This is a genomic window from Pseudomonas machongensis (genome assembly GCF_034961125.1).
GTDB lineage: Bacteria > Pseudomonadota > Gammaproteobacteria > Pseudomonadales > Pseudomonadaceae > Aquipseudomonas > Aquipseudomonas machongensis.
Map to the genome: position 1 here is coordinate 16,556 of NZ_JAYFUI010000087.1, position 10,720 is coordinate 27,275.

Annotated in this window: 9 protein-coding genes and 4 tRNA genes; 2 read left to right on the plus strand and 11 right to left on the minus strand. The window is 62.3% G+C overall.

The annotated features are described in order from the left end of the window. Positions 1–6: 6 nt before the first annotated feature. Positions 7–651, minus strand: coding sequence for a 3-isopropylmalate dehydratase small subunit (gene leuD, locus VA602_RS09360; RefSeq protein WP_054893097.1), 645 nt, complete (start codon positions 649–651; stop codon positions 7–9). Further along, entirely contained in the window at positions 648–2,081 is a 1,434-nt protein-coding gene (leuC, locus tag VA602_RS09365; protein ID WP_054893096.1) for a 3-isopropylmalate dehydratase large subunit, read from the minus strand. The genes leuD and leuC overlap by 4 nt, the downstream gene beginning before the upstream one ends. Before the next feature lie 131 nt (positions 2,082–2,212). On the opposite strand from leuC, the gene VA602_RS09370 reads away from it, so the two are divergent. Further along, positions 2,213–3,091, plus strand: coding sequence for a LysR family transcriptional regulator (locus tag VA602_RS09370; protein ID WP_125930421.1), 879 nt, complete (start codon positions 2,213–2,215; stop codon positions 3,089–3,091). A 61-nt stretch (positions 3,092–3,152) separates the two neighbouring features. After that, positions 3,153–6,449, plus strand: coding sequence for a PAS domain S-box protein (locus VA602_RS09375; RefSeq protein WP_323453079.1), 3,297 nt, complete (start codon positions 3,153–3,155; stop codon positions 6,447–6,449). 83 nt (positions 6,450–6,532) lie between these two features. On the opposite strand, the gene VA602_RS09380 is transcribed toward VA602_RS09375, so the two are convergent. From VA602_RS09380 to VA602_RS09420, 9 genes are all read right to left on the minus strand, one after another. Beyond that, positions 6,533–6,976 carry an Hsp20 family protein gene (locus VA602_RS09380; RefSeq protein WP_054893093.1) on the minus strand — a complete coding sequence of 148 codons (444 nt, stop codon included), beginning with the start codon at positions 6,974–6,976 and terminating at the stop codon, positions 6,533–6,535. Positions 6,977–7,120: 144 nt separating this feature from the next. Then, positions 7,121–8,101 carry a tRNA dihydrouridine synthase gene (locus VA602_RS09385; protein ID WP_323453080.1) on the minus strand — a complete coding sequence of 327 codons (981 nt, stop codon included), beginning with the start codon at positions 8,099–8,101 and terminating at the stop codon, positions 7,121–7,123. Positions 8,102–8,152: 51 nt separating this feature from the next. Continuing rightward, the gene (locus tag VA602_RS09390) at positions 8,153–8,587 is read right to left on the minus strand and encodes an acyl-CoA thioesterase (protein ID WP_054893091.1); all 435 of its coding nucleotides are present in this window, start codon (positions 8,585–8,587) and stop codon (positions 8,153–8,155) included. A 43-nt stretch (positions 8,588–8,630) separates the two neighbouring features. Beyond that, on the minus strand, positions 8,631–9,464 hold the full coding sequence (locus VA602_RS09395; protein ID WP_065861181.1) for an alpha/beta fold hydrolase: 834 nt from the start codon (positions 9,462–9,464) through the stop codon (positions 8,631–8,633). Positions 9,465–9,489: 25 nt separating this feature from the next. Further along, positions 9,490–10,029: a TetR/AcrR family transcriptional regulator gene (locus tag VA602_RS09400; RefSeq protein WP_054893089.1), complete on the minus strand. Its 540-nt coding sequence runs from the start codon at positions 10,027–10,029 to the stop codon at positions 9,490–9,492. A 166-nt stretch (positions 10,030–10,195) separates the two neighbouring features. Next, a tRNA-Glu gene (locus VA602_RS09405) sits at positions 10,196–10,271 on the minus strand. Positions 10,272–10,312: 41 nt separating this feature from the next. Further along, positions 10,313–10,388 (minus strand) — tRNA-Ala (locus tag VA602_RS09410). Positions 10,389–10,455: 67 nt separating this feature from the next. Then, a tRNA-Glu gene (locus VA602_RS09415) sits at positions 10,456–10,531 on the minus strand. Between the two features lie 41 nt (positions 10,532–10,572). After that, positions 10,573–10,648: transfer RNA gene (locus tag VA602_RS09420), tRNA-Ala, on the minus strand. Between the last annotated feature and the right edge of the window lie 72 nt (positions 10,649–10,720).

Consider the following 10,720-nt stretch of genomic DNA (forward strand, 5'->3'; position numbering starts at 1 on the left):
CCTGCTTCAGGCATCCCGGAACAGCCAGGGCTGCGCGGCGCGATGCTTGCCTTCGAAGGCCTTGATCGCGTCACTGTCCTGCAAGGTCAGACCGATGTCGTCCAGGCCGTTGAGCAGGCAATGCTTGCGGAACGCATCGATCTCGAAGTGCAGCACCTTGCCGTCTGGACGGGTAACAGCCTGCGCCTGCAAGTCGATGGTCAGCTGGTAGCCCGGGTTGGCTTCGACCTGCTTGAACAACTCATCCACTTCCTCATCGCTGAGGATGATCGGCAGCAGGCCGTTCTTGAAGCTGTTATTGAAGAAGATGTCGGCAAAGCTCGGCGCAATGATGCTGCGGAAACCGTACTCGTCCAACGCCCAAGGGGCATGCTCGCGGCTGGAGCCACAACCGAAGTTTTCCCGCGCCAGCAACACGCTGGCACCCTGGTAGCGTTCGTGGTTGAGCACGAACTCCTGGTTCACCGGGCGCTTGCTGTTGTCCTGGTAGGGCTGGCCCACGTCCAGGTAGCGCCACTCGTCGAACAGGTTGGGGCCGAAGCCGGTACGCTTGATCGACTTGAGAAACTGCTTGGGGATGATCTGGTCGGTGTCGACGTTGGCACGATCCAACGGCGCGACGAGGCCAGTGTGCTGGGTAAAGGCTTTCATGCTGCGCTCCCTTGGATCAACTCGCGGACATCGATGAAGTGGCCGGTTACCGCAGCGGCGGCGGCCATGGCCGGGCTGACCAGGTGGGTACGACCACCGGCGCCCTGACGGCCTTCGAAGTTGCGGTTGGACGTCGAGGCGCAATGCTCGCCGCTTTCCAGGCGGTCCGGGTTCATCGCCAGGCACATGGAGCAGCCTGGTTCACGCCATTCGAAGCCCGCCGCAAGGAAGATCTTGTCCAGGCCTTCACGCTCGGCCTGGGCCTTGACCAGGCCCGAACCCGGCACGACGATGGCTTGCTTGACGGTAGCGGCAACCTTGCGGCCCTTGGCGATGTCCGCCGCAGCGCGCAGGTCTTCGATCCGCGAGTTGGTGCAGGAGCCGATGAACACGCGGTCCAGCTGGATATCAGTGATCGCCTGGTTGGCGGTGAGCCCCATGTACTTGAGTGCGCGCTCGATCGAACCACGCTTGATCAGATCGGCCTCGGCGGCCGGATCCGGCACGCGCTGGTCGACGGCGAGCACCATTTCCGGGGAAGTGCCCCAGCTGACCTGCGGCTTGATCTGTGCGGCGTCGAGTTCGACCACGGTGTCGAACACGGCATCGTCGTCGGAAACCAGGTCTTTCCAGGCTTCGACGGCACGCTTCCAGTCCTCGCCCTTCGGCGCATACGGACGGCCTTCGACATAGGCAACGGTGGTCGCATCGGTAGCCACCAGCCCGACACGGGCACCGGCTTCGATGGACATGTTGCAGATGGTCATGCGGCCTTCCATCGACAGCTCGCGAATAGCGCTGCCGGCGAACTCCATGGCGTGGCCGTTGCCACCGGCAGTGCCGATCTTGCCGATCACGGCAAGCACGATATCCTTCGCGGTGACGCCGACAGGCAACTGGCCTTCGACGCGCACCAGCATGTTCTTCATCTTCTTGGCGACCAGGCACTGGGTGGCGAGCACGTGCTCGACCTCGGAGGTGCCGATGCCATGGGCCAAGGCCCCGAAGGCGCCGTGGGTCGAGGTGTGCGAGTCACCGCAGACCACGGTCATGCCCGGCAAGGTGGCGCCCTGCTCCGGGCTGATGACGTGGACGATGCCCTGGCGCTCGTCGTTCATCTTGAATTCGACGATGCCGTATTCGTCACAGTTCTCGTCCAGGGTCTGCACCTGCAGGCGCGACACCTGGTCGACGATGGCCTCGATACCACCCTTGCGCTCTGGCGTGGTCGGCACGTTGTGGTCGGGCGTGGCGATGTTGGCGTCGATGCGCCAGGGCTTGCGATTGGCCAGGCGCAGGCCTTCGAAAGCTTGCGGCGAAGTCACTTCATGGATGATGTGACGATCGATATAGATCAAGGACGAGCCATCGTCGCGCCGTTTGACTTCGTGCGCATCCCAGAGTTTGTCGTAGAGCGTTTTGCCAGCCATCAGACTGTTCCTCATCAGCGTCTTTCTATGCCAATAACCCCTTGGCTTGTACGAACGATGCTATGGGGTTAGATTGAATAACTCAAATTCATAATTTTTATGCTTTGGATAACCAATAGGAATTCGAGCGCATGGACCTCGCCAACCTCAGCGCTTTTATCGCCATCGCCGAAACCGGAAGTTTTTCCGGCGCCGGTGAACGCCTGCACCTGACCCAACCCGCCGTCAGCAAACGCATCGCCGGCCTGGAGCAGCAACTGGATGTACGCCTGTTCGATCGCCTGGGCCGTGAGGTCACCTTGACCGAAGCCGGCCGAGCCCTGCTGCCTCGCGCCTATCAGATCCTCAATGTACTGGATGATACGCGCCGCGCCCTGACCAATTTGACAGGAGAAGTTACCGGGCGCCTGACCCTGGCCACCAGCCATCATATCGGCCTGCACCGCCTGCCCCCGCTGCTAAGGGCTTTCACCCGACAGCACCCTTCCGTGGCACTGGATATTCAGTTTCTAGATTCAGAAACGGCCTACGACGAAGTTCTCCATGGTCGCGCGGAAATCGCAGTGATCACCTTGGCCCCTGAGCCCCATCACCTGGTCCGGGCCGTTCCAGTGTGGGACGACGCCCTGGATTTCGTAGCGGCCCCGGAGCACGCCCTGGCCCTTGATAACAATGTCAGCCTGGCCGATATCGCCCGCCACCCCGCCGTGTTCCCCGGCGGCAACACCTTTACCCACCACATCGTGCAGCGCTTGTTCGAGAGTCAGGGCCTGACGCCGAACATCGCCATGAGCACCAACTACCTGGAGACCATCAAGATGATGGTTTCAATCGGCCTCGCGTGGAGCGTGCTGCCACGTACTATGCTCGATGAACAGGTTGCACCCATCGCCTTGCCCGGCATACAGCTGTCGCGCCAGCTAGGCTACATTTTGCATACGGAACGAACGCTGTCGAATGCGGCAAAGGCGTTCATGGCATTGCTCGACAGCCACTCGGGGTCCGCCTGACCGTCCATCAGCCAGGCATTTCACTTACAAGGACGCTTCATCCGCCAAAGGTCTGGTACCGATGCCCAAATCAGCAAACCGCTTTCCGCGCCTGCCGCGCATCCCTGCGGTCGATCCCCAGGAGTCCGAGCAGGCCTGGCAGAATGCTCCGCAACTGCTCGCCGCGCTCAACGGCGCACGCCTGGGCGCCTGGCTGTGGGATATCGAAACCGGCCGGGTGAGCTGGTCACGAGGCACGCAGGCGCTGTTCGGCTTCGATCCCCTGCGCCCGTTGCCCGCGGATATCGACTACCTGGACCTGCTGCCAGAGGAGGATCGCGCCCGCACCCGCCAGCTGTTCCACGCGGTGGTCAACGGCGAGCCCGTGGAGCAGGCCATGCGGCATCGCATCCGCTGGCCGGACGGCAGCCTGCACTGGCTGGAAATCAATGGCAGCCTGACCCATGATCGCCATGGCCGTCCACAGATGATCGGCGTGATCCGCGAGATCACCCGTCAGCGCGATCGCGAAACCGCACTGATCAACTCGGAAAAGCGTTTTGCCACCCTCTTCCACCTCAGCCCCAATGCCATCCTCCTGACCCGCCGCAACGATGGCATGATCTTCGAGGTCAACCAGCATTTCGAGGACATGTTCGGCTGGCCCGGCGCCCAGGTCGTCGGCAAGACCAGCGTGGAACTCGGCCTCTGGGTCCACCCCGAACAGCGCCAGCAAGTACTGGAAGCCACTCGCAACAATGGCAGCCCGGTGATCATGGAAGTCCAGTTCCGTGCCACCAGCGGCAACATCCACGATGGCATCCTCTGCACCCAGGGTATCGAGCTCGAAGGCATCACCTACCTGATCAGCACTTTTGTCGACACCACCGAACGCAAGCGGGCCGAGCAGGCACTCAAGGACAGCCAGGAGCGCCTGGACCTGGCCCTGGACTCGGCGCAGTTGGGCACCTGGGACTGGCACATTCCCAGCGGCATGCTCTATGGCTCGGCGCGCGCCGCGCAACTGCACGGCCTTGACCCGGTGCCCTTCCATGAGTCCTTCGAAGCCTTCTTCGAAGGCGTACCCGAGGAAGAACGCAGCGTCATGCGTCAAGCCTACCGCAGCCTGCGCGAAGGACCGGCCGGTAACTACCAGATCACCTATCGCGTCCAGCTGGAGAACGGCGCATCGCGCTATATCGAAAGCCGTGCGCGGCTGTATCGCGACGAACATGGCAACCCACTGCGCATGGCCGGCACCTTGCTGGACATCACCGACCAGGTCGAGCGCGAGCAACGCCTGAGCGCCTCGGAAGAGAAGTTCGCCAGCCTGTTCCAGGTCAGCCCCGACCCGATCTGCGTCACTCACCAGGATACGGGCCAGTTCATCGAGATCAATCCAGCCTTCACCCAGACCTTCGGGTGGGACGCCGAACAGGTCATCGGGCGCACCGCCGAGCAGATCGGCCTCTGGGCCGAGTCGTCCGCGCGCGCGCAACGCATCGAACGGGTGATCCGCGATCAGGCCTTGAGCAATGTCGCGGTCGTGGTCAACCACCGCAATGGCTCACCACTGACCTGCGTGATTTCCAGCCGCCTGATCACCGTGGACAGCCAGCCCTGCAGCGTCACCACGCTGCGTGACATCACCCAGCAGCAGCGCGCCGAGGCGGCACTCAAGGCCAGCGAGGAGAAGTTCGCCAAAGCCTTCCACTCGAGCCCCGACGCCATCACCATCACCGAACGGCTCAGTGGACGCTATGTCGAAGTCAACGACGGCTTCTGCCGCCTGACCGGCTACAGCAGCATCGAGGTAGTGGGTCGTACCGTTTTCGAACTGGGCATCTGGGCCGACGACAAGCAACGGGCAGCCTTGCTTGCCGAACTCAAGGAGCGCGGCCGGGTACACCACCGGGAGATGCTCGGACGCAACAAACGCGGAGACATCCTGACCGTCGAGGTGTCCGTAGAGCCAATCAGCCTCAATGAAACCGACTGTCTGCTGTTGACCGCCCGCGACGTCAGCCAGTTGAAGAACGCACAAGCGCAGATCCGCCACCTGGCCTACCATGACCCGCTGACCAACCTGCCCAACCGCGCCCTGCTGATGGACCGGCTCAGCCAGCAGATCGCCCTGCTCAAGCGCCACAACCTGCGCGGCGCCCTGCTGTTCCTCGACCTGGACCACTTCAAGCACATCAACGACTCTCTGGGCCACCCCGTCGGCGACACGGTATTGAAGATCATCACTGCCCGCCTCGAAGCCAGCGTGCGCCTGGAAGACACCGTGGCACGCCTGGGGGGCGACGAGTTCGTGGTCCTGCTCAGCGGTCTGGAGGGGAGTCGCGAGCACGTCGAGGGCAAGGTTCGCGAGTTGGCCGACACCCTGCGCGAACTGCTGGCCGAACCCATGTCGCTGGACGGCCAGCGCCTGCAGGTGACGCCGAGCATCGGCGTGGCACTGATTCCCGACCATGGCATCACCCCGGCCGATCTGCTCAAGCGAGCAGACATCGCCCTTTACCGCGCCAAGGATTCCGGACGCAATACCACCCAGCTGTTCCACACCACCATGCAAAAGGCGGCCAGCGAGCGCCTGCGCATGGAAAACGACCTGCGTCTGGCGCTGGCGCGCGGCGAACTGGCCCTGCACTTCCAGCCCCAGGTGGACGCCCGCGACAACCGCATCGTCGGTGCCGAAGTGCTCTTGCGCTGGCACCATCCGCAACTTGGCCAGCAAGCGCCCTCCCAGTTCATCCAGGTGCTCGAGGAAAGCGGCCTGATACTCGAAGTGGGTAGCTGGATCCTCGACGAAGCCTGCGACGCCTGCGCGCGCATGCTCGAGGACGGGCTGATCAGTGCCGACGATTTCAGTCTCTGCGTGAATATCAGCCCCCGGCAATTCCGCCAGAATGATTTCGTCGAACGAGTGCTACGCAGCCTCGACGACTATCGCTTGCCCAGGCGCATGCTCAAACTGGAGATCACCGAGGGCATTGTCATCCAGAACCTGGAAGACACCATCAACAAGATGCGTGAGCTCAAACGCTACGGGGTGAGCTTCGCCATGGATGATTTCGGCACGGGCTATTCGTCGCTGACCTACCTGAAGCGCCTGCCGGTGGATGCCCTGAAGATCGACCAGACTTTCGTGCGTGACGCGCCCAACGACCCCAATGATGCCGAGATCGTTCGAGCCATCGTGGCCATGGCGCGAAGCCTGGAGCTGGCGGTGATAGCAGAAGGTGTCGAACTGACGGAGCAACTGGAATTTCTCGAGCGACAGGGCTGTTACCTGTACCAGGGCTACCTGCACAGCCGACCGCTGCCCTTGCCGGAGTTTCGCCAGATCTTGCAGGAAACCCCGGCAGACTATTAATAGCGCCCTGCCTCTACGGGAGGGGTGTGCCCCATAAATGCGAAAGGGCACCCTAGGGTGCCCTTCCAGTCACTTCACTGCATTCAATTCAGTGCAGCCTTTTCACCATTGATCGGAATACGCTTGGCCTTGGCTTCTTCCGGCACGATGCGCAGCAGGTCGATGCTGAGCAGGCCGTTAGCCAGACCGGCAGCTTTTACTTCAATGTGATCCGCCAGGCGGAACGACAGCTTGAAAGCACGCTGGGCGATACCCTGATGCAGATAGGTGACTTCGGCAGCGCCATTTTCGCGCTTGCCACCGGTAACGGTCAGGACGCCTTTTTCGACCTGAAGGTCGAGATCCTGCTCCTGGAAGCCGGCTGCAGCAACCACGATGCGATAGTGGTCATCGCCATGCTTTTCGACGTTGTAGGGCGGGTAGCTGCTACCGGCCTCATTACGTGCCGCGGATTCGAACAGGTCATTGAAACGATCGAAACCTACGGAATGGCGGAACAGTGGTGCGAGGGAGAAAGCGGTAGTCATGGTCATAAACTCCTGAGATTCAGCAAGTAAGTCACTACGCGACCCGACTTCGGCATCGCGTACTCAAGAGATAAGGTCAGGCAACGGACTTTCAAGGGCTCTCATGAAAAAAAATCTGCCCACCCCGCACGACGCAGCTGCACATCAGGCGACGCACTCGGTGAAAGAGGCCGTTTTCACTGGCTCGACACCCAACAGCCGGCTGATGCGGGCGCAGTCATCCTCGCGCCGCAACTCGGCGAACAACAGCACCGCCTCCGGGTAGCTGCGGGTCAACATCGCCAACCACTGCTTCATCCGCCCGGGCGCATAGCGCGGCGACAATTTGGCCTGCGCCTGGCGCCAGAACTCGCGCAGCAGCGGTAGCAGGTCGCTCCACACCATCGGCTGGTAGTCCCGCCCCTCGCGCGCTGCGGCGATCTGCAAGCCCAGATCCGGCCTCGACACCAGCCCGCGCCCGAGCATGATGTTTTCGGCGCCGCTGACTTCGCGGCAGCGTCGCCAATCATCGACGGTCCAGATCTCGCCATTGGCAAAGACCGGCACCTTGACCACATCCTGCACCCGCGCCACCCACTCCCAGTGAGCCGGCGGCTTGTAACCCTCTACCTTGGTTCGCGCATGCACCACCAGGTGCTGCGCCCCACCTTCGGCCAGCGCGATGCCACACTCCAGCGCACCATCCGGGCTGTCGAAGCCCAGACGCATCTTCGCCGTCACCGGGATCTGCGCCGGCACCGCCCGTCGAACTTCACGAACGATGGCATGCAGCAGCTCGGGCTCCTTGAGCAGCACAGCGCCCCCGCGAGACTTGTTCACAGTCTTGGCCGGGCAGCCGAAGTTAAGGTCGATTACCGGCGCCCCGAGTTCACAGGCCAGGGCGGCGTTGTCCGCCAGGCACAGCGGATCGGAGCCCAGCAACTGCACACGCATCGACGTGCCGGCAGCCGTGCGCGCACCGTTGCGCAACTCGGGTGCCAACTTGTCGAACGACGAAGGTGGCAGCAAGCGATCACAGACACGGATGAACTCGGTGACACACCAGTCGATACCCCCGACGCGGGTCAGCACGTCGCGCAGGATGTTGTCGACCAGCCCCTCCATGGGGGCCAGGGCAATTTGCATTTCAGGGTCCCGACGAGAAAAGGCGGCAGTCTAGCAAAAAATGCCCTTCGATCAGGCGCCGATCAGCGCCGGACCATAGCCCTCGATGAACTCGGCCGGCATCCGCCTGGGCTTGCCGCTGGACAGTTCGATACAGGCAAAGGTGGTTTGCGCGCGCAACAAGGTAACGCCGTCACGTGGGCGCTTGAGCTGAAAACGACGGGTCATGCGCAGGCGCTGATCCCAGTCGATGATCCAGGTGGCCAATTGCAGCTCGTCGTCTTCGTACGCCGCTGCCAGGTAGTCGATCTCATGGCGCACCACGGCCATTGCCCGATCCAGACGACGGTACTCGGCCAGGTCCAGCCCCAGGCGCTGCGAGTGACGCCAGGCGCAGCGCTCCAGCCAGGTGACGTAGACAGCGTTGTTGGCATGACCGAGGCCGTCTATGTCCTCGGTGCCGACGCGAAGGTCGATGATGAATGGCGCTGCCAGATCCCAGCTCATGCCCGCTCCTGTAGTCAGTGAACGGGCAGAGTGTAACGGATGCTCAGGCGCTTTGCCGTGCCGGTTGCGTCGTACGCGCCAGCAGCTCGAGCACAGCCTGGGCCAGACGCGGGTCAGCCAGCACCCGTTGATGCCCACCTTCCTCCAGCAGCAACAGGCGACTGTCGAACCAGGCCTTGTGGATGAGCTGCGCCTCACTGGCCGCGACCAGCGCATCGTCGGCTGCATGAACCACCAACCCAGGCAACTCGAGCTGGTAGCCACTGACATCCAGCCGATCGATCTGCACGCCCACGTCACGCTCGACCTGGCGGATGAAGGCTGCACGCGCCCGCCTGGGCATCCCCAGACGCCGGGCAAAACCGCGCAACACCCCGAGCAATTGAGCAGGTGCAGCAATGCTCACCGCCGCCTCGGCACGCAAGCCCCACTGCAAGGCCAACATGACACTGGCGCCACCCATCGAATGACCGATCACGGCGCGCAACGGCGGCAGCTCCGCCGCGGCCTCAAGCAGAGCCCGGGCGAACAGCACCACATGCGCCTGCTGCCCCGGCGAACGGCCATGGGCCGGCCCCTCCAGAGACACGACCGTGTGTCCTGCCTGCACCAGGGCTTCGATCAGCGCGGCAAACTGGGTGGGCCGCCCTTCCCAGCCGTGCATCAGGAGCACCGTCGGCCCCTTGCCCCAGCGCAAGGCCGAAAGACCGAAGCGCAGGGTGATGCGCTCGGCCGAAGCCAATAGCGGCAGCTCCCACTGCCGCGCAGGCAGGTTACGCGGCGTCATGAAGGCGCGCCGCATGCGCCCGGCGACATGCTCGGGGGCCAGATGGCCGAGGGTGCCGTTGACGCTGCGAATCCAGCTCAGGGTAGTCATCGCCGTACTCCAGAGTTGAGGTTGCTCAGATAACCGCCGACTTGGCGGCGCGCAGAATACGGTCGGAAAGTTCGGTAGCGCCCAGGGCTCGGGCCAGGGCCAGGCCGCCGACCATCAGGGCGAGGTCGGCGAACGCCTTGTCGATATCCTCGGGACGATCGACCATCTGCGCCGTCATAAGCTCGAGGTGTTCGGCCAACATTTCGCGAAAGGCTGCGGGCAAACGCTGCATCTCACCCAACGCGTTAGGCAAGGGACAGGCGTGCTCATGGGCATCACGGTGCTTGCGCGACAGATAGAAAGCCGCTGCCAGCGCACGACGCTCGGCACCAGACAGGCTGGGGTCGACCTGCGAAAGCAAGGCCCGTCGCTCACCGAGCAACTGGTCGAATGCCGCCAGCATCAATTCATCCTTGCTATCGAAATGCGCGTAGAAGCCTCCGACGGTGAGGCCTGCTGCAGCCATTACCTGGCCTACGCTGGGGTCGGCTGGCCCCTGCTGGATCAGTGCACTACAGGCGGCGTCGAGAATACGCTCGCGAGTCCGGGTCTTTTTATCGTTCATGGGCACCCCCAAATATGATGATCGAAATATTACGCATGTAATATTTTCTGGCAAGCGAAATCGCGTACCGCTGATCGGGCACCTGGAAGATTAAGGAGGTAGAAAAACAAAAGGCCCATTCAATAATCGAATGAGCCTTTGAAGTCCCGTAAAACACGGGTAAAAATGGCGTCCCCTAGGGGACTCGAACCCCTGTTACCGCCGTGAAAGGGCGGTGTCCTAGGCCACTAGACGAAGGGGACGTAACCTTCGTGCCGATTCATTTTCACGAACCGTGGCAGATTGGTGGAGCTAAGCGGGATCGAACCGCTGACCTCCTGCATGCCATGCAGGCGCTCTCCCAGCTGAGCTATAGCCCCGAAACAAAACAAAAAGCTCACTCAACAGTCGAATGAGCCTTTCAACCCCGCAAAACGCGGGAAGAAATGGCGTCCCCTAGGGGACTCGAACCCCTGTTACCGCCGTGAAAGGGCGGTGTCCTAGGCCACTAGACGAAGGGGACGTAACCTTCGTGCCGATTCATTTTCACGAACCGTGGCAGATTGGTGGAGCTAAGCGGGATCGAACCGCTGACCTCCTGCATGCCATGCAGGCGCTCTCCCAGCTGAGCTATAGCCCCGAAACAAAACAAAAAGCTCACTCAACAGTCGAATGAGCCTTTCAACCCCGCAAAACGCGGGAAGAAATGGCG

Bases quoted from the DNA above. Each gene is read 5' to 3' on its own strand.
- leuD (WP_054893097.1), bottom strand. From the start codon at position 651: ATGAAAGCCTTTACCCAGCACACTGGCCTCGTCGCGCCGTTGGATCGT.
- leuC (WP_054893096.1), bottom strand. From the start codon at position 2,081: ATGGCTGGCAAAACGCTCTACGACAAACTCTGGGATGCGCACGAAGTC.
- VA602_RS09370 (WP_125930421.1), top strand. From the start codon at position 2,213: ATGGACCTCGCCAACCTCAGCGCTTTTATCGCCATCGCCGAAACCGGA.
- VA602_RS09375 (WP_323453079.1), top strand. From the start codon at position 3,153: ATGCCCAAATCAGCAAACCGCTTTCCGCGCCTGCCGCGCATCCCTGCG.
- VA602_RS09380 (WP_054893093.1), bottom strand. From the start codon at position 6,976: ATGACTACCGCTTTCTCCCTCGCACCACTGTTCCGCCATTCCGTAGGT.
- VA602_RS09385 (WP_323453080.1), bottom strand. From the start codon at position 8,101: ATGCAAATTGCCCTGGCCCCCATGGAGGGGCTGGTCGACAACATCCTG.
- VA602_RS09390 (WP_054893091.1), bottom strand. From the start codon at position 8,587: ATGAGCTGGGATCTGGCAGCGCCATTCATCATCGACCTTCGCGTCGGC.
- VA602_RS09395 (WP_065861181.1), bottom strand. From the start codon at position 9,464: ATGACTACCCTGAGCTGGATTCGCAGCGTCAACGGCACCCTCGGCCAT.
- VA602_RS09400 (WP_054893089.1), bottom strand. From the start codon at position 10,029: ATGAACGATAAAAAGACCCGGACTCGCGAGCGTATTCTCGACGCCGCC.